14 protein-coding genes are annotated in these 18,342 nt (G+C 65.7%); 10 read left to right on the top strand and 4 right to left on the bottom strand.

Features of this window, described 5'->3' with window-relative positions; translation table 11 throughout:
* The first annotated feature begins 16 nt into the window (after positions 1 to 16).
* From LCM4576_RS33995 to LCM4576_RS33985, 3 genes are read left to right on the top strand one after another with little or no spacing between them, the layout of a single operon-like run.
* Entirely contained in the window at positions 17 to 946 is a 930-nt protein-coding gene (locus tag LCM4576_RS33995; RefSeq protein WP_071036616.1) for a branched-chain amino acid ABC transporter permease, read from the top strand.
* Complete coding sequence (locus LCM4576_RS33990; protein WP_071036822.1) at positions 943 to 1,671, top strand: ABC transporter ATP-binding protein; 729 nt, start codon at positions 943 to 945, stop codon at positions 1,669 to 1,671. Before LCM4576_RS33995 ends, LCM4576_RS33990 begins: the two co-directional genes overlap by 4 nt.
* Positions 1,664 to 2,392, top strand: a complete 729-nt coding sequence (locus LCM4576_RS33985) for an ABC transporter ATP-binding protein (protein ID WP_071036615.1) — start codon at positions 1,664 to 1,666, stop codon at positions 2,390 to 2,392. The genes LCM4576_RS33990 and LCM4576_RS33985 overlap by 8 nt, the downstream gene beginning before the upstream one ends.
* Positions 2,393 to 2,514: 122 nt before the next feature.
* On the opposite strand, the gene LCM4576_RS33980 is transcribed toward LCM4576_RS33985, so the two are convergent.
* The gene (locus LCM4576_RS33980) at positions 2,515 to 3,936 is read right to left on the bottom strand and encodes a sodium:proton antiporter (protein ID WP_071036614.1); all 1,422 of its coding nucleotides are present in this window, start codon (positions 3,934 to 3,936) and stop codon (positions 2,515 to 2,517) included.
* A 208-nt stretch (positions 3,937 to 4,144) separates the two neighbouring features.
* Positions 4,145 to 4,759: a bifunctional nicotinamidase/pyrazinamidase gene (gene pncA, locus LCM4576_RS33975; RefSeq protein WP_071036613.1), complete on the bottom strand. Its 615-nt coding sequence runs from the start codon at positions 4,757 to 4,759 to the stop codon at positions 4,145 to 4,147.
* A 308-nt stretch (positions 4,760 to 5,067) separates the two neighbouring features.
* On the opposite strand from pncA, the gene LCM4576_RS33970 reads away from it, so the two are divergent.
* From LCM4576_RS33970 to LCM4576_RS33950, 5 genes are all read left to right on the top strand, one after another.
* The gene (locus LCM4576_RS33970; RefSeq protein ID WP_071036821.1) at positions 5,068 to 5,925 is read left to right on the top strand and encodes a xanthine dehydrogenase family protein subunit M; all 858 of its coding nucleotides are present in this window, start codon (positions 5,068 to 5,070) and stop codon (positions 5,923 to 5,925) included.
* Positions 5,922 to 8,705: a molybdopterin-dependent oxidoreductase gene (locus LCM4576_RS33965; RefSeq protein ID WP_071036612.1), complete on the top strand. Its 2,784-nt coding sequence runs from the start codon at positions 5,922 to 5,924 to the stop codon at positions 8,703 to 8,705. Before LCM4576_RS33970 ends, LCM4576_RS33965 begins: the two co-directional genes overlap by 4 nt.
* Positions 8,702 to 10,243 (top strand): hypothetical protein, encoded by a 1,542-nt coding sequence (locus LCM4576_RS33960; RefSeq protein ID WP_041003849.1) that lies wholly within the window; start codon positions 8,702 to 8,704, stop codon positions 10,241 to 10,243. Before LCM4576_RS33965 ends, LCM4576_RS33960 begins: the two co-directional genes overlap by 4 nt.
* Positions 10,243 to 11,127, top strand: a complete 885-nt coding sequence (locus tag LCM4576_RS33955) for a UPF0280 family protein (protein ID WP_071036611.1) — start codon at positions 10,243 to 10,245, stop codon at positions 11,125 to 11,127. Before LCM4576_RS33960 ends, LCM4576_RS33955 begins: the two co-directional genes overlap by 1 nt.
* 63 nt (positions 11,128 to 11,190) lie before the next feature.
* Entirely contained in the window at positions 11,191 to 11,652 is a 462-nt protein-coding gene (locus tag LCM4576_RS33950) for a MarR family winged helix-turn-helix transcriptional regulator (protein WP_071036610.1), read from the top strand.
* A gap of 250 nt (positions 11,653 to 11,902) precedes the next feature.
* Here the strand turns inward: LCM4576_RS33950 and LCM4576_RS33945 are convergent, their stop codons facing one another.
* Both LCM4576_RS33945 and LCM4576_RS33940 read right to left on the bottom strand, forming a co-directional pair.
* Entirely contained in the window at positions 11,903 to 13,591 is a 1,689-nt protein-coding gene (locus LCM4576_RS33945) for a hydantoinase B/oxoprolinase family protein (RefSeq protein WP_071036609.1), read from the bottom strand.
* Between the two features lies 1 nt (position 13,592).
* Positions 13,593 to 15,665, bottom strand: a complete 2,073-nt coding sequence (locus tag LCM4576_RS33940) for a hydantoinase/oxoprolinase family protein (protein ID WP_071036608.1) — start codon at positions 15,663 to 15,665, stop codon at positions 13,593 to 13,595.
* A gap of 220 nt (positions 15,666 to 15,885) precedes the next feature.
* Here LCM4576_RS33940 and LCM4576_RS33935 point away from each other — a divergent pair, with 220 nt between their 5' ends.
* Positions 15,886 to 16,713 (top strand): ferredoxin--NADP reductase, encoded by an 828-nt coding sequence (locus tag LCM4576_RS33935; RefSeq protein WP_071036607.1) that lies wholly within the window; start codon positions 15,886 to 15,888, stop codon positions 16,711 to 16,713.
* Between the two features lie 416 nt (positions 16,714 to 17,129).
* On the top strand, positions 17,130 to 18,185 hold the full coding sequence (gene deoC / locus LCM4576_RS33930; RefSeq protein WP_071036606.1) for a deoxyribose-phosphate aldolase: 1,056 nt from the start codon (positions 17,130 to 17,132) through the stop codon (positions 18,183 to 18,185).
* Positions 18,186 to 18,342 lie beyond the last annotated feature (157 nt).

Here is an 18,342-nt window from a genome sequence, read left to right as displayed (position 1 = left end):
GGCAACGACCTATGCCTTGCATATCGGCGTCATCGCGCTTCTCTTCGCGCTRAACTTCGTCCTGCCGGATTACCACCAGGGCCTCTTCGCCCGCATCATGGCGCTGGCCGTCTTCGCGATGGGCTACAATCTGCTCTTCGGCTATGTCGGCCTGCTCAGCCTCGGCCACGCCATGTTCTTCTCCGCCGGCCTCTATGGCGCGGGCCTAACCGTCTACCACCTCGGCTGGGGCGTCCCGGAAGCTTTTGTCGCCGGTGTCGCCTGTGGCGCGCTGCTCGCCTTGGTCATCGGCCTGCTCGCGCTGCGCACTTCGGGTGTCGCCTTCATGATCGTCACCATGATGTTCGCCCAGGTCTTCTATCTGCTGATTCTTTACTTCGCCGCCTGGACCGGCGGCGACCAGGGCTTGGTCATCCAGCAGGCATCGCGGGTTGTCGCGATCGGCGGCGCCTCCTTCGACCTGACCGATCCGACCGTGCGCTACATGAGCGCGCTGGCGTTGTTCGCGGTCGTGCTCCTCATCACTTTGGCCCTCGTCCGCTCCCGCTTCGGTCGTGTCCTGGTCGCCATCCGCGAGAACGAGGAACGGACCAAGATGCTGGGCTACGACACGGTCGCCAACAAGCTTGCCGCCGTCGTTGCTTCCGGCACCATTTGCGCGGCGTCGGGCGCCGCCTATGCGCTGCTGTTCGGCTATGTCGGCTCGAGCTTCGCGTCCGTGCAATATTCCATCCTGCCCTTGCTCTGGGTGCTGCTCGGGGGTGCCGCGACCACGCTCGGTCCGCTGGTCGGCACGCTGTTCATGTACTATGTCACCGACATCACCAGCGGCTTCACCTCCGCCTATCTCCTGATCGTCGGCGTGGCGCTGATCCTGCTCGTCCTGTTCGCCCCGAAAGGCATTATGGGCAGCATCCGCGAGCGCTGGCTGGGATGGCTGCCATGACGCCGCTGCTCACCACCAAGGGCCTGTCGCGTAATTTCGGCGGCCTGCGCGCCGTCGACGGCGTCGACTTCGCGCTCATGCCCGGCGAGATACGCGCCATCATCGGCCCCAATGGGGCCGGCAAGACCACCTTCGTCAGCCTGCTCTCGGGCCGTATCCGGCCGTCCTCCGGCATGATCGTCTTCGACGGCGCCGACATCACCGCGATGCCGGCTTATAAACGGGTTCGCCTTGGCGTCGCCTATACGTTCCAGATCACCAGCGTCTTCGCCAACCWTACCGCCTTCGACAATGTCGCGCTGCCGGTGCAGCGCACGCTGACCGACGGCCGCTCCAAGGGGCAGGTGAGAAGCGGCGTCATGGCGGCGCTGGAGCGCACCGGCCTTGCCGACCKCGCCGGCACTTTGGCCGCACACCTTTCCTATGGCCATCAGCGCCTGCTGGAAGTGGCGATGGGCCTGGCGCTGAAGCCGCGTTTGCTCATCCTCGACGAGCCGACGCAAGGCCTGGCTGACGGCGAGATCGACAATTTCATCACTTTGGTGCGCGAGATCGCCAAGGACGCCACCGTGCTTTTGATCGAGCRCAACATGCCGGTGGTCATGYAGCTTGCGAACCGCATCACCGTCTTCAATTCGGGAAAGATCCTCGCCGAAGGCACGCCGGGTGAGATCCGCGCCGATGCCGAAGTGCAGGACGCCTATCTCGGAGCGACTCATGGCTGAGCCGGTTGGAACCGATGGCGGACTGCTCACCATCTCCGGCCTCGACTGCTTCTATGGCGAGGTGCAGGTGCTGTACGGCCTCGACCTCGTCTTGAACAAGGGCGAAGTGCTTTGCCTCTTCGGCCGCAACGGCGCCGGCAAGACGACCACGCTGAAGGCGATCGTGGGGCTGGTGCCGGCATCGGCCGGCTCGATCAAGCTGGACGGCAGGGAACTGACCGGGCTTGCCGCGCATGACGTGCCGAAGGCAGGCGTCGCCTATGTGCCGCAGGGCCGGCGTCTGTTCGCCGAGATGAGTGTGGCGGAAAACATCGAGATCGGCTTGATGGCGCGGGGCAAGGGCAAGCAGGCGCGTGAAAACGTCCTCGACCTTTTTCCTTTGCTCAGGGAGCGGCTGAAGCAGCGTTCCGGCACGCTGTCCGGCGGCGAGCAGCAGATGCTGGCGATGGCCCGCGCGCTCTGCCTCGAACCRCAAGTGCTCTTGCTCGACGAGCCGACCGAGGGGCTGATGCCGTCGATGATCGCGAAGATCCGCGAGACGGTGGCCAAGCTGCGCGAGCTAGGCGTCTCCACCATCCTTGTCGAGCAGCGTGTCGATGCGGTGCTATCGGTGGCGGATCGGGTTTGCTTCATCGAGAACGGCCGCAACCGCGAAACGGTCGATGTCGAGGCGTTGCGGGCGGATCCGTCGGCGGTGCGGAGATATGTGGGTGTTGGCTGAGGATTACCCTCCCCCTTTGTGGGGAGGGTCGCTGCGAAGCAGCGGGGAGGGGGCAGCGCCGACCCCCACCCGGACCTGCGGTCCGACCTCCCCACAAGGGGGAGGTAAGGCTCCGCGCCGCCTCAGTTGAAAAACAAAAACCCTGCGATCAGAAACGTCGGGATCAGCACCGCACCCGACCACGCCATATAGCCGAAGAAGCCCGGCATCTTGAAGCCGCGATGCCTGGCGATGGCGAAGACCATGAAGTTCGGCGCGTTGCCGATATAGGTGTTGGCGCCCATGAACACGGCGCCCGCCGAGATCGCGGCCAGCGTCGAGGCTGCCTCAGTCATCAGGTGCTGGGCATCACCGCCGGCAAGCTCGAAGAACACCAGATAGGTCGGCGCGTTGTCGAGGAAGGAAGACAGCGCCCCGGTCAGCCAGAAATAGGCGAGATCGTTGGGCTGGCCGTCGGCGGAGGTGACAAGCGCCACCAGCGGCGCCAGCGCGCCGTCATGGCCGGCCCGCAGGATGGCGATGACCGGCACGATGCAGATGAAAATGCCGGCAAACAATTTCGCCACCTCGGCGATCGGCCCCCAGGTGAAGCCGTTGGCCTCGCGGTGGCTCTTGTAGGAGACGCGAAGCGAGAGAAACGCCAGCGCCAGGATGACGGCGTCGCGCACCAGGTTCTGCAGCTCCAGGCCGACGCCGAAAATCGGGATGCTGACGCCCGGCTTCCAGCCCGCCGAAAGTAGGATCGCGCCGATCACGCCGGCGAGCAGCGGCAGGTTGGCGAGCCCGCGCAGGCGCACCTTTGTATCAGGCGTCGGGTCCTTGATCTTCGGCATGCCGCCCTCGCGCCGGTGCAGCACGATATCGAGCGCCAGGAAGACGATGAGCACCAGTCCGCCGGTGAACAGCGTCTCGCGCCACAGGTTAGCGGTGGTCCAGAAGAAGTCGACGCCGCGCAGGAAGCCGACGAACAAGGGCGGGTCGCCGAGCGGGGTCAACGAACCGCCGATGTTGGACACCAGGAAGATGAAGAAGATCACCACATGCGCGTTGAACGGCCGGTTGTCGTTGGCGCGCAGCATCGGCCGGATCAGGATCATCGAGGCGCCGGTCGTGCCGATGACCGAGGCAAGCAGCGMCCCGATCAGCAGCAACCCGGCATTGACGAGCGGCGTGCCATGGAYGTTGCCGGCAAGCAGGATGYCGCCCGAGATGGTGTAGAGCGCGAACAACAGGATGATGAACGACATGTATTCGGTCAGCAGCGTGTGCAGCACGGCCTCGCCTGCCGTCGGAATGCCGAAGGCGACCGCCAGAGGAACCGCGACCAGCGCCGCCCAGGCGGCGGCGATCTTGCCGTAGTGATGCTCCCACACATGATGAAACAGCAGCGGCCCAGTCGCGATCGACAAGAGCAGGCCGGCAAAGGGCAATCCCCACCAGAGCGACATGGCGGCGCCCGGCAGTTCGTGGATCTCGGCCGCAAGAGCCTGGGCTGGGAGTAGTAGCAATACGGCAAGCGAAGCGAATGAGAAGWAACTCTTCATTCGGCCGCCGCGCGCCTTCCCCTTCTCCCCTTGTGGGAGAAGGTGGATCGGCGCRTAGCGCCGAGACGGATGAGGGGTGYTCCAGCGGAGTGAGACGCTGGCTTKCCCTGGAGCGCCCCTCATCCGTCGCCTTCGGCGACACCTTCTCCGACAAGGGGAGAAGGGGGAGCCCGCAATCCGGGTGAGGGGGACCTTCCCCACAGTCCGGTCAATCCGCCGAATGATCTTCGAGCCTCACGCCGGCCTCGCGCATGCGCTTCAGCATCGCCTCGACCGAGCCGTTGAGGTCGATGCCGCGGCAGGCATCGAGCCGCACCGTCGTCTTGAACCCCTGCTTAACCGCATCGAGCGCCGAGAAGGCGACGCAGAAGTCGGTGGCCAGCCCGACCAGCGTGATTGTGTCGATGCCGCGTTCCTTGAGATAGCCGCCAAGGCCGGTCGGCGTTGTGTGGTCGTTCTCGAAAAAGGCCGAATAGGAATCGATCGCGGTACGAAATCCTTTGCGGATCACCAGCTCCGCCTTCGTCCAGGCGAGCCCGGAATGGAAATCGGAGCCGAGACTCCCCTGGATGCAATGATCCGGCCACAGCGTCTGCGGCCCGTAAGGCATCTCAATGGTTTCGAAGGCCTGCTTGCCGGGATGGCTGGAGGCGAAGCTCGAATGTCCGGCCGGATGCCAGTCCTGCGTCAGGATCACATGCTCGCTGCGCCGGATCAGGTCGTTGACCAAAGGCACGATCTCGTCGCCGCCGGCGACCGCCAGCGCGCCGCCCGGGCAAAAATCGTTCTGCAGGTCGATGACGATGAGCGCTTCTTCGGCCATGCGGCTTCCTCTCGTTCGGCCCTCTGGTTCAGCATCGGGGCTGCAGTCAAAAGCCGCTGACGCGACCGGAGAGGGAACCTTGACCAGATGGCCGGCGGCGTCAACCTCCGGCGCCATAACAATCGCGTTCAGGTCTTCGCGGCGCCAACTCCGGCCCAACTCCGGCTTTGACAATTCCGACCGGCCTGATATCATTTGCATACGAATGAATTTGACCGGTGTGAAACCGGCGGAAAGCTCGAAGCCAGGTGCTTTGGGAGGGCCAAGTGGGAATGGTCCGTTTCTGGGAAGGTTCTGGAAGGCAAAGCGTGATCCGTTACGCGAAACCCACCACGGTCGACGAAGCGCTCGCTCTGCTCGGCGAGGACCGCTGGCGCATTCTGGCCGGCGGCACGGATTTCTATCCGGCGCAGGGCGCGAAACCTTTCCGCGACAACATCCTCGACATCAATGGTCTCGCTGAACTGCGCGGCATCGCCGAGACCGACGAGCATTGGCGGATCGGCGCCCGCACGACCTGGACCGACATCGTGCGCCAGCCGCTCCCGGCCGCGTTCGAGGCGTTGAAATCGGCCGCGCGCGAAGTTGGCTCGGTGYAGATCCAGAATGTCGCCTCCGTTGCCGGCAATCTCTGCAACGCCTCGCCCGCGGCCGACGGCGTGCCGGCGCTGCTGACGATCGACGCCGATATCGAATTGCGCTCGCTGAAAGCCATCCGCCATCTGCCGCTTGGCGCGTTCATACTTGGCAATCGCCGCACGGCGCTGCAGCCGGGCGAGATGGTCACCGCCATTCGCGTGCCGAAGCGTTCCGCAGCCGGCGCCTCGGCTTTCGTCAAGCTCGGCGCACGGCGCTATCTCGTCATCTCGATCGCCATGGCGGCGGCGCGCCTCGTGGTCGAGAACGGCGTCGTCGGCGATGCCGCGATCGCCGTCGGCTCCTGCTCGGCGGTCGCCCGCCGTCTCGCCGGCGTCGAGGCGGCCTTGCGCGGCCAGCCGGTCACGTCCGCGCTCGCCGATGCCGTGCTGTCGGCGCCGTTCGATGAATTGTCGCCGATCGCCGACGTACGCGGCAGCGCCGAGTACCGGCAGGACGCGGCGCGCGAGATCGTCGTCCGCGCCGTGCGCGATGCGGTCGGCCTCAAGCAAGGCAAGGTGGCGGCATGAGCATGGCCCAATCCGGCATGGCCCAATCGGGCATGCAGCGCGCCGACATCGCCTTTGAGGTCAATGGCGCTGCCGTCAGCGTGTCGGTGCCGCCGGTGCGGCGCCTGTCCCAGGTTCTGCGTGACGAGTTGCGGCTGACCGGCACCAAGGTCGGCTGCGATGCCGGTGATTGCGGCGCCTGCACGGTGCTGGTCGATGGCAATCCGGTCTGCGCCTGCCTGATGCCGGCGGCCTCGGTGTCTGGCGCTTCCGTCACGACCGTCGAAGGCCTCGCCAATGGCCGGCTTTCGGCCTTGCAGGCGTCCTTCCTCGAACATGGCGCCGCGCAATGCGGCATCTGCACGCCCGGCCTGCTGGTCGCGGCCACCGCGCTCCTGGAACGCAATCCCACGCCGAGCGAGGCCGAGACGCAGGACGCGCTGGGCGGCGTGCTCTGCCGCTGCACCGGCTACAGGAAAATCGTCGCGGCGGTGATGCAGGCCTCGCGGCATACGAACGGCGTCGACCTTCGCCTGCCGGAAGCCGGCAACGCGGTCGGCGCCTCGCCGATCCGCCTCGACGGCGTGCCGAAAGTCACCGGCGACGAGAAATTCGGTGGCGATTCCTTCCCGGCCGACGCGCTGGCCATACTTGTCGTCCGCTCGCCGCATTATCATGCCGGCTTCAGCTTCGGCGATCTCGATGCGTGGACGAAAGCTCACGCTGGCATAACCGGCGTCTTCACCGCCAGGGACATTCCGGGCCACAACTGCTTTGGCGCGATCGGACCGTTTGCCGATCAGCCGGCCCTCGCGGAAGGCTTCGTCCGTCTGCGCGGCGAGGCGGTGGCGCTGGTGGCGGGCGAGCGCGAAGCGATCCTCGATCTCGACCTGACGGATTTTCCGATCACCTGGACCGAGCTGCCGCATATGCTGCAGACCGGCGAGGCGAAGGCCGAAGGCGCCGCGCTGATCCACGGCCACCGTCCGGCGAACCTGCTCACCTCCGGCCTGGTTGAGCGCGGTGACCCGGAAGCAGCGCTTGCAGGCGCGGCCGCCACAGTCTCCGGCGCCATCGAGACCTCGTTCGTCGAGCACGCCTATATCGAGCCGGAAGCCGGCTACGCTTATATGGATGGCGACACGCTGGTCGTCGTCGCCTGCACCCAGGCGCCTTATATGGACCGTGACGAGACGGCAAAGGTGCTGGGCCTTGCCGTCGACAAGGTGCGCATCGTGCCGACCRCCACCGGCGGCGGCTTCGGCTCGAAGCTCGATGTCTCGCTGCAGCCGCTTATTGGCCTCGTGGCGATGAAGACCGGACGGCCRGCGGCACTTGCCTACACCCGCAACGAATCGATGATGTCGACCACCAAGCGCCATCCCGCCGAGATGAAGGCGACCATCGGCGCCGATGCCGAAGGCCGCATCACCGGCATGGTCTTCGAGGGCGATTTCAACACCGGCGCCTATGCCAGCTGGGGGCCGACGGTCGCGAACCGCGTGCCGGTGYATGCCTCCGGTCCTTATCTCACGCCGAACTGCCGGGCGACCGGCTACGCCATCCACACCAATGGCCCGATCGCAGGCGCCTTCCGCGGCTTCGGCGTGCCGCAGTCCACCATCATGCAGGAAACGCTCTATGACGAGCTCGCCGGCAAGCTCGGCATCGATCGRCTCGATTTCCGGCTGAAGAACTGCCTGCGCGACGGCTGTGAGACGGTGACCGGCCAGCGCCTGGAATCGGGCGTCGGCATCGGCGAATGCCTGGAGCAGCTTCAGCCGCATTGGGCRCGCGCGCTGGCGGACGCCGAGGCGTTCAACGCGACCCATGCCGCGAGCAAGCGCGGCGTGGGCGTCGCCTCCTGCTGGTATGGCTGCGGCAACACTTCGCTCCCCAATCCTTCCACCATCAAGGTCGGCATCTCGGCCTCCGGCGAGGTCATCCTGCATCAGGGCGCGGTCGATATCGGCCAGGGCTCCAACACGGTCATTACCCAGATCTGCGCCGACGCACTCGGCCTGCCGCTGGACAGGTTCAAGCTGAAGAGCGCCGACACCGCCATCACGCCCGACGCCGGCAAGACATCCGCCTCGCGTCAGACTTTTGTGACAGGCAAGGCGGCGGAGAAGGCAGGCCGCGCGTTGCGCGAGAAGATCCTGCGTTTCGCCAATGTCTCGGAGCAGGCGACGATCGCGCTCGAAGGATCGAGCCTGTCGATCCGTGAAGGCGACGCGGCGCGGCGCATCGATCTGGCTGCGCTCAAGGCCGATGACGGCGGCTTGGTGTTCGTCGCCGAGGAAACCTACGACCCGCCGACGCTGCCGCTCGACGCCAAGGGCCAGGGCAAGCCCTACGCGGTCTACGGCTATGGGGCGCAGATCGCCGAGCTCGAGGTCGACCTCAAGCTAGGCACCGTCAAGCTGATCAAGATCACCGCCGCGCATGACGTCGGCAAGGCGATCAACCCGGTTCTGGTCGAGGGCCAGATCGAGGGCGGCATCGCGCAAGGCATCGGCATGGCGCTGATGGAGGAATATATCCCCGGCCGCACTGAGAATTTGCACGACTATCTCATCCCGACCATCGGCGACGTGCCGCCGGTCGAGCACATATTGGTCGAGGTTCCGGATCCGGAAGGACCTTTCGGCGCCAAGGGCCTGGGCGAGCATGTGCTGATCCCGACAGCGCCTGCGATCCTCAACGCCATCCGCCATGCCACGGGCGTCCTGGTCACCAAGGTGCCGGCGACGCCGAGCCGCATCCTGGCGGCGATCCGCGAGAAGGAGGCGCGCCGATGAGCGAGCTTGCCGAACGTTTCGAAACCCACGATCCCGGCGAGAAGCAGGTGGCGGAAAAGATCCGCTGCGATGCCTGTCCGGTCATGTGCTACATCGCCGACGGCCGCACCGGCGCCTGCGACCGCTACGGYAATGTCGGCGGCCGCATCGTGCGCATGGACCCGCTGACCATTCTCGACCACGCGGCCGAGACCGGCGGCGCGGTCGTGCCTTTCGTCGCCGAGGGCGAAGCCTGGAACGGCGAGCTGGTCAACACCGGAAGGCGTTTCGTCACGGCAATCGGCGCCGGCACCACCTATCCGGATTACAAGCCCGCGCCCTTCATCGTCAGCCAGGAAGTCGAGGGTGTCGATCTCGTCACCGTCGTCACCGAAGGCATTTTTTCGTACTGCGGCGTCAAGGTGAAGATCGACACCGACCGCCACATCGGCGACGAGACGGCGACGGTGCGTTCTGAAGGCGAGGCGATCGGCCATGTCACGACCGGCGAATATGGCTCGCAGATGCTGTCGCTCGGCGGCGTCCATCACCTCACCGGCGGCTCGAAGCAGGAAGGCCGTGCCACCTGCGACGCGCTGCTCAATCTCTGCAACAGGAAGCCGGTCGAGCTCACCATCGATGGCGGCGCGACGGTCATCGTCGAGGCAGGCAAGGCGCCGGTCATCGACGGCAAGGTCGAGCACCGTATGCGCGTCGGCTGTGGCTCGGCAACCATCGGCATGTTCGCCACGCAGTGGCGCGGGCTGGTCGACGAGGTGGTGGTTGTCGATGACCACATCACCGGCGTCGTCTCCGAGCATCAGGCCGGCAAGGTGCTGGGCTGGGAGGATACCGGGATAAAGATCGTCGGCCGGCGTTCGACGCCCGGCCGCTACTTCAAGGTGTCGGAGCCCGGCCTCGGCTGGGGCGGCACGACGATTTCCGACCCGCTGTCGATCCTCGGCGACTGGAACGCCAAGAAGGGCGCGCGCCCCGGCCTGTCGCTGCTGATGGTGTCGACCACCGGCGAGCAGTTCGCCTATTACGAGCTGGACGACCAGTTGAAGCCGGTCGAAAAGCCGTTCCCGGATCGGCTGCAAAAATCCGTCGGCCTGATCGAGGACAATTGCGAGCCGGCTTTGTGCACGGTTCTCTTCGTCGGCGGCGCCGGCGGCTCGCTGCGCGCCGGCGTCACCGAAAACCCGGTCAACCTCACCCGCTCGGTACAAGGCCTGAGGACCTATGTGACCGTCGGCGGCGCGCCGGTCTATGTCTGGCCGGGCGGCGGCATCACGCTGATGGTCGACGTCACCCGCGTGCCGGAAGGCGCCTTCGGCTATGTGCCGACGCCCGCCTTGGTGGCACCGATCGAATTCACCATGCGCCGCGACGACTATGTCCGGCTCGGCGGCTATGAGAACGAGATACGCAGCGTCGAGGACATCCTCGCCAAGGGCGGCGAATATCTCAATCCGCGCAGCAACACCGGCGCGCCCGCCGGCAATCCCTGGCCGCCGCTGGCGCAACTGCGGCGCGCGGCGGCGAACGGTGCCGGCTGATGAACGGCCCGCAGGCGCATTGGCTAGCCGACGGCCGGCGGCTTCATCTCAATCATGGGCCGATCGATCTGATTGTCGAGGCCTTCGGCGGGCCGGAGGAGTGCCGCGCCGCTTACGAACAGGCTGTCGCCCGCTTTCAGACGATCCTGATCGAGGTGGTCGAGGAGCTGCCCGAGTTGCGCTTGYCGGCCTTCTTCCTGGCGCCGCGCGACTTCGCCGGCCCGACGGCCCGCCGCATGGAAGCCGCCGTCATGCCGTTGGCGGAATGCTTCATCACACCGATGRCCGCCGTTGCCGGTTCGGTAGCCGACGAAATTCTTGGCGCCATGCTCGCCGGCCGCCGGCTCGACCGCGCCTACGTCAACAATGGCGGCGACTGCGCTCTCCATCTTGGCGTCGGCCAGTCGATGACGGTAGCGATCGCCGGCACCGGCAATGACATGGCCGATCGCGTCGCCATCCGTTCTGAAGATGGCGTGCGCGGCGTCGCCACCAGCGGCTGGCGCGGCCGGTCGTTTTCGCTGGGCATTGCCGACGCCGTCACCGTGCTTGCGCGAACCGGCGCGGAGGCCGACGCCGCGGCGACGCTGATTGCCAACGCTGTCGACCTGCCTGGACATGCTGCCATCGCCCGCGCCGCTGCGCGCGACCTCGCGCCTGACAGCGATCTCGGCGAGCGGCTGGTGACGCAGGGCGTCGGCGCGCTCACGCCCGGCGAGGTGGCGCGGGCGCTGGACAACGGCCTTGCCGTCGCCGAAGATTTTCGCCGGCGCGGCCTGATCGCCGCCTCGGCGCTGTTTTTGGCGGGCGAGGCCCGCATCAGTGGCTCGGTGACGCTCGCCGCGCCCAACAAGGATGCACAGGAGGAATTTGCCGATGCCTGAGTTTTCGATCCGCAAGATCGCGGTCCTGACGGCCCAAGACATCAAGGCATGGGATGGCCTCAGATGAGCGGCGAGGACAATTTGCTGCGGCTGGTCGAGGCCGAAGACRGCGACGAGAGCAACTATCACCTGCAGGACCAGGTCGGCTTCATCCTGCGCAGGGCGCATCAGCGCCATGTCTCGATCTTCGCCTCGCATATCGGCGACCTGACGCCGCCGCAATTCGCCGCTCTGGCCAAGCTCTACGATATCGGCGAGACCTCGCAGAACCAGTTGGGAACGCTGATCGCCATGGACGCCGCCACCGTGAAGGGCGTCATCGACCGGCTGAAGGCGCGCGGGCTGGTCGAGGTCTCCAAGCATGAGGTCGACAAAAGGCGGCTGCTGGTCAACCTGACGCCGGAGGGCCGCCAGGYGATCGAGTGGCTGATCCCGCTGGCGCGCGCCATCACCGAGGAGACGCTGGCGCCGCTGACGGCCAAGGAGGCCGCGACGTTTTTGCGACTGCTGGCGAAGCTGGCGTAGAAGCCGCTTTCGACAGGGTGATATCGTTAGACGCTGGCGGGACAGCACCCCCCTCTGGCCTGCCGGCCATCTCCCCCGCAAGGGGGGAGATTGGCAGTTCCAGCGCCGGCGCATCTCTTCCATCGTTGGCGATTGGCGAAAGCGGCGGCGACATCCGATCTCCCCCCTTGCGGGGGAGATGCCCGGCAGGGCAGAGGGGGGTTGGCGGGAACTCGACCTGGGGCTTTGGCTTGGGTCGCGGCCTATCCGCCTACATGTCCACCCCGAACATCTCCCTGGCCTGCTCGGCCGTATAGTAGCCGAGCCTGATGTCCTCGGCGACCTGCTTCGGATCGCGCTCGCGCGGATCGCCATAGCCGCCTCCGCCTGGGGTGCCGACCCGCACGCGGTCGCCGGCCTTGAGCGCGATGTCCTGCTCCTTGGAAAGATGCGGCGGCACATGGGCTTCGCCACCGCGGAACACGGTCACGCTGTTCGGCGCGCCGTCCCGGCCGCCCAACGCACCCTGCGGACCGAAACGGCCGTGATCCATGACGAAGGACGCGCGGGCTTCACCCCGCAATATCTCGACCTCATAGGCAAGCCCGAAGCCACCGCGATGTTTTCCCGCGCCGCCGGACCCCTCGCGCAGGGCGTAATGCCGGTAGAGCACCGGAAAAGCCTGCTCCATGATCTCGACCGGCGGCGACTTCGAGATGCCGATGGTCGAGCAGCCATTGCTCAGACCGTCATGACCGRCATTGCCGCCATAGCCGCCGCCGGAGATCTGGTACATCACATAGTCGCGGCCGCGCGCCGGATCGTTGCCGCCGAGCGCGAAATTGCCGCTGGAGYCGGCGGGCGCGGCCGTCACCTTTTCCGGCAGCGCCTGCACCATCGCCGCGAACACCGCCTCGGCGATGCGTTGCGAAACCTCCGCCGCGCAGCCCGACACGGGCCGGGGATATTTTGCGTCGAGGAACGTGCCTTCCGGCCGCTTGACGTGCAGCGGTTCGAAAGCGCCGGCGCTGATCGGTACTTCCGGRAAGATATGGCGCATGGCGAGATAGACCGACGACAAGGTCGTCGCCAGCACGCTGTTCATCGGCCCGGCGCATGGCTTCGACGAGCCGGCGAAATCGAAAGTCAGCGTGTCGCCCTTCTTCTCGACGGCGAGATTGATGGTCAGCGGCTCGTTCACCACCCCGTCGGAATCGACGAAGGCCTGCGAGCGGTAGACGCCGTCGGGTATGGCGGCGATCGAGGCGCRCATCTGCTCGGCGGCGCGGCGGCGCAGCTCAGCGATCGCCTCGACGACGGTTTCGTCGCCGTAACGATCCAGGATTTCATTGAGCCTGTCCTGGCCGATCAGCAGCGCGGCGGCCTGCGCGCGGATATCGCCGATGCGCTGGTCGGCGACCCGGATGTTCGAGCAGATGATGGCGTAGATCTCCGGATCGAGCACGCCCTTCTTGAACAGTTTCACCGGCGGCAGCCGCAGGCCTTCCTGCTCGACAGCGGTGGCCGAAGCAGAGAAGCCTCCCGGCACCGAGCCGCCGATGTCCGGCCAATGGCCGGTGTTGGAAAGCCAGCAAAAGATTTTTCCGCCCCGATAGACCGGCATGACGAAGCGCACATCCATCAGATGCGTGCCGCCGAGATAGGGATCRTTGACGATGTAGATGTCGCCGGGCTCCGGCGGCAGGCATCGGCCGTCGGCGATCATCTCGATCACCGTCCTGGTCGAATACTGCATGACGCCGACAAACACCGGCAGGCCCTGGCTGCCTTGCGCGATCAGCGAGCCGTCGACGRYCGAATAGATGYCGTCCGAGCGGTCGTTGGCTTCGGCGATGACCGGCGAGAAGGCCGCGCGGGAAAACGTCAAATCCATCTCGTCGCAGACCTGCTGCAGGGCCGCCTGCAGCACCGAAAGCGTGATCGTGTCGAGGTTTGCCATCTTAGGCCTCGCCGATGTCGATGATGATGTTGCCGTCCGCGTCCGAGCGGGCGCGGTCTCCGGGTTCGAGCACCGTGGTGGCGTCCATCTGCTCCAGGATCGCGGGGCCTTCGATTGTTGCGTCGAGCGGCAGCTTTTCGCGGGCATAGACCGGCGTGTCGTGCCAGGCGCCGCTATACCAGACCGGCCGGATCTCGCGCCGCGCCTCTTCGAGCGTCGCCGCGCGCCCTGCCGGGTCGATCAGCCGCGACAGATCGATCTGCGGCCGCACGCCGGTGACCGAGGTGTTTAGGTTGACGAGGTTGGCGCGGATTTCCGGCAGCTCGACCTTGAAGCGGGCGAAATAGGCCTTTTCGAACAGAAGCTGAAGTGTTTCTCGTGAAACCGACGAGGAAGGCAGCGGCACGTTGATGATGTGTGTCTGGCCGACGAACTGCATGTCGGCCGAGTGCGTCACGCGGATCGCGTCCGGCTTCACCGCTTCCTTGGCGATCAGCGTCTCGCCTTCGTTTCGGTGCCGTTCCAATACATCGCGAAGCGCAGCTTCGTCGAGGCTCGCCACGGGCTGGTTGATCGTGTTGACGAAGTCATGGCGAAGGTCCGCGACGACGCAACCGAGCGCGTTTGTGATGCCCGGGCGCGCCGGCACCAGCACCCTCGGCAGGCCGAGCTCACGGGCGAGCGCCGTCGCATGCAGCGGTCCGGCGCCGCCAAAGGCGAACAGCGCGAAATCGCGCGGGTCGTGGCCGCGCGACACCGACACCATGCGGATGGCGCCCGCCATCTTCATGTTGCCGAGCCGAAGCACGGCGCCCGCGGCCTCGACCCCGGACAGGCCGGTGCGCTTGCCGATCTTGTCCTCGAAGATCGAGGTGACACGCTCGACGGTGACGGGATTGTCAACCGAGAGCAGCTTCTTCGGCGCAAGGCGGCCGAGCACCAGATTGGCGTCGGTGATGGTCGGCTCGGTGCCGCCGCGCCCGTAGCAGATCGGGCCGGGATTGGCGCCGGCGCTCTCGGGGCCGATCTGGATCAGCCCGGCCGCATCGACGCGCGCGATGGAGCCGCCGCCGGCGCCGACCGTGTGCACCGCCACCATCGGCACATGGATCGGCATCGCATATTCGATCTCGATCTCGTTCGAGACGGCGGGTTCGGCATTGCGGATCAGCGCCACGTCGGTCGAGGTGCCGCCCATGTCGTAGGTCACGAGGTTGCCGAAGCCGGCGCGCTTTCCCGTATAGGCGGCGGCGATCACGCCCGACGCCGGGCCGGACATCACCGTCTTGGCCGATTCCAGCGTGACGAAGCGGGCCGAGATCATGCCGCCATTGCCGTTCATGATCAGGAAGTCGCGGGCGTAGCCCTTTGCCGCCAACTCCTTGCGCAGCCGTTCGACATAGCGCTCGAGGATCGGCTGGACCGATGCGTTGACCGCCGCCGTCACGCCGCGCTCGAACTCGCGCGCTTCCGAAAGCAACGCGTGTCCGGTGGTGATGTGGCTATTCGGCCAAAGCTCCGCCGCGATCTCGGCCGCGCGCCGCTCGTGCGACGGGTTGGCGTAGGAATGCAGGAAATGGATGACAAGCGACTCGCAGCCGGCGGCGAGCAGCCGCTTCACCGCGTCGCGCATCTCGTCCTCGTCGAGTTGAATGCGGACAGTGCCCGACGCCTCGACCCGCTCCGACACTTCGAGCCGAAGGTCGCGGGGAATGACGGGGACGAAAGTGCCCGTCATGCCGTAGGCTTGCGGCCTTGTGCGCCGGCCAAGCTCGATCACGTCGCGAAAGCCGCGCGTGGTGATCATGCCGGTCCGCGCCAGCCGGCGTTCCAGCACGGCGTTGGTCGTGGTCGTCGTGCCGTGCACGATGAGGTCGATGCCGTCGATCGGGAAGCCGGTGGCGCCGAGCGCCGCGACGACGCCGAAGGCCTGGTTTTCCACCGTGGTCGGCGTTTTGGCGATATGGACTTTCCCGCCCGCCTTGCCGTCGATCAAGAGCAGGTCGGTGAAGGTGCCGCCGACATCGATGCCTGCTACGACGCTTCCCGCGGACGCCGAAAATTTCTCATTCATTGCCGAAACCCGAAACAGCAGGACTACGGATATGCCTTGGTTTGGAAAGGCATTTTACGTCRCCATCTTGACCTCGAGATCATTTGTATACTAATAAGTTTCGGACACAAGAGCTTACCGCTTGGCAATATGCAGCGGGCACGTCGGAACCTGACCGTTCGGACGCGCAGGAGAAAGTTTGGCGCCCAGTGCGTTTGTCTGGGCCGGAAAGTTGGGTTTGATGAACACGACATCCGCGTTGAACACCGCCGGTGCAAGGCCGCTGCAGTTCCCGATCCCAGCCAATGTCTATGCCGAGACCGTGGTGTCGGTGAAGCATTACACCGACCGGCTGTTCTCCTTCCRCATCACCCGCCCGCAGTCGCTTCGCTTCCGCTCCGGCGAGTTCGTCATGATCGGTCTGCCCAATGCCGAGAAGCCGATCTTCCGCGCCTATTCGGTCGCCAGCCCCGCCTGGGATGATGAGCTCGAATTCTTTTCGATCAAGGTGCCGGACGGCCCGCTGACCTCCGAGCTGCAGAAGATCCAAGTCGGCGACACCGTCATCATGCGGCAGAAGGCGACCGGCACGCTGGTGCTCGACGCGCTGACGCCCGCCAAGCGCGTGATCATGATCTCGACCGGCACCGGCATCGCGCCCTTCGCCAGCCTGCTGCGTGACCCCGACACCTACGAGAAGTTCGACGAGGTCATCCTCACCCACACCTGCCGCGACAATGCCGAGCTTACGTACGGCCAGGAACTGGTGGCGGGGCTCGAGAGCGACCCGCTGATCGGCGAGCTGACCGGCGGCCGTGTCACGCTCTACAATTCGACAACGCGGGAAGAGTCGGCGCGCATGGGCCGCATCACCGCGCTGATCGGCTCCGGAAAATTCTATTCCGACCTCGGCATCGACAAGCTCAATCCCGAGACCGACCGCATTATGATCTGCGGCTCGATGCATATGCTGAAGGACGTCAAGGAGCTTGCCGAAAGCCTCGGCTTCCAGGAAGGTTCTTTGAGCCATCCGGCAAGCTTCGTGGTCGAGCGCGCCTTCGTCGGCTGAAGGTATCGCAGCCCGCTGGTCTGTTGCAGGCGTCAAGATTAGCGACGACATTCGAGCTTCGTCATTCTAGGGCGGAGCAAGGAGCGGAGCGACGCGCGCAGACCCTAGAATCCATGCCGTTACGTTAAAGCGTTGCAGCGGTTATAGAATTCTGCACCGTTGCATTCTGCCGCAGAGGTCACGGCATGGATACTCGGGTCAAGCCCGAGTATGACGAAGCGATGGGCGTTTCGGCCAATCTCCAACGCTGGGAGAGTCTACTCAGCATGATGTTTTGACCATGCGGTCAAAAATCTGCTGCCTGAGCTGGCTTTTTCCGTTATGACGCTTTGAAAGACTCGTGAAGCGTCGCTTCACGGGCTATCTTCATGCTCGTCGCCCAACGACACGCATGAAGGCAAACGAAAGGGCAGGAGATGAGCAGCACGATCCGCGAGGCTGGTGCAGGCGCAGGCGCGTCCAAGGTGATGCCGCTGCCGGCGCGCGCCGCCGCCAACACGCCGCTGCCGCTGGAACACGGCATTGCCCGCAATTCCGGCATGAAGCTCGATCTCGGCTTTCTGGAATCGGTGCGCAGCGTCAACCGCTCGGCGCTGGAGCGTCGCGTCGCCACGCTCACCAAGCGGCGCTCGATCAAGGCCGACAACCAGGCCGCCTGGCTCCTGCGCGCCATCGCCTGCATGGACCTCACCACACTGAATTCCAACGACACCGACGAGCGCGTGCGCCGGCTCTGCGCCAAGGCGATCAATCCGCTGCGCCGCGATATCGTCGAGGGTCTCGGCATATCGGGCGAAACCATCCGTCCGGCGGCGGTCTGCGTCTACCATCCCTTCGTCGCCACCGCGGTCGATGCCCTGCGCGGCACCGGCATCCACGTCGCGGCGGTCTCCACCGCATTCCCGCATGGCTTGACGCCGCTGTCGACCCGCCTGCAGGAGATCGAGGCCTCGGWCAAGGACGGCGCCGACGAGATCGATGTCGTCATTCCGCGCGGCCTGGTCTACGGCGCAAAATGGCGCGAGCTGTTCAACGAGATCGTCGCCATGCGCGCGGCCTGYGGCGATGCGCATCTCAAGGTCATCCTCGGCACCGGCGACCTTTCCACGCTGCGCAATGTCATGCTGGCCTCGATGGTGGCGATGATGGCCGGCGCCGATTTCATAAAAACCTCGACCGGCAAGGAAAGCGTCAACGCCACGCTTCCCGTCGGCCTTGCCATGGTCCGCGCCATCCGCGCCTATTTCGAGGAGACCGGCCATCTGATCGGCTTCAAGCCGGCCGGCGGCATTTCGACAGCCAAGGTCGCGCTCGACTGGCTGGTGCTGATGAAGGAGGAGCTCGGCCGGCCCTGGCTGGAGCCGGACCTGTTCCGCTTCGGCGCGTCGAGCCTGCTCACCGACATCGAACGCCAGCTCGAGCATCATTTGACCGGCCACTATTCGGCCAACCATCGCCACGCGATGGCTTGAGCACCCACCCCCCCCTTGTGGGGGGGTCGCCGCGCAGCGGCGGGGTGGGGGTCGAAAGAACAAAACAGCCTGTCCCTATGAACAAGTCCATCAGCCACTTTCCCCCACCCCGATCGGCTTCGCCGATCGACCCTCCCCACAAGGGGGAGGGTAAAGG

It is taken from the genome of Mesorhizobium sp. LCM 4576 (assembly GCF_001854815.1).
GTDB classification, from domain to species: Bacteria; Pseudomonadota; Alphaproteobacteria; order Rhizobiales; family Rhizobiaceae; genus Mesorhizobium; species Mesorhizobium plurifarium.
The sequence above is the reverse complement of the archived record's forward strand: the minus strand, read 5'-3'. Positions and strand labels throughout refer to the sequence as shown.

What these genes read in the sequence shown, in the direction of transcription:
- pncA (WP_071036613.1), bottom strand. Translation starts at nt 4,759, where the DNA reads ATGGCCGAAGAAGCGCTCATCGTCATCGACCTGCAGAACGATTTTTGC.
- LCM4576_RS33940 (WP_071036608.1), bottom strand. Translation starts at nt 15,665, where the DNA reads ATGAATGAGAAATTTTCGGCGTCCGCGGGAAGCGTCGTAGCAGGCATC.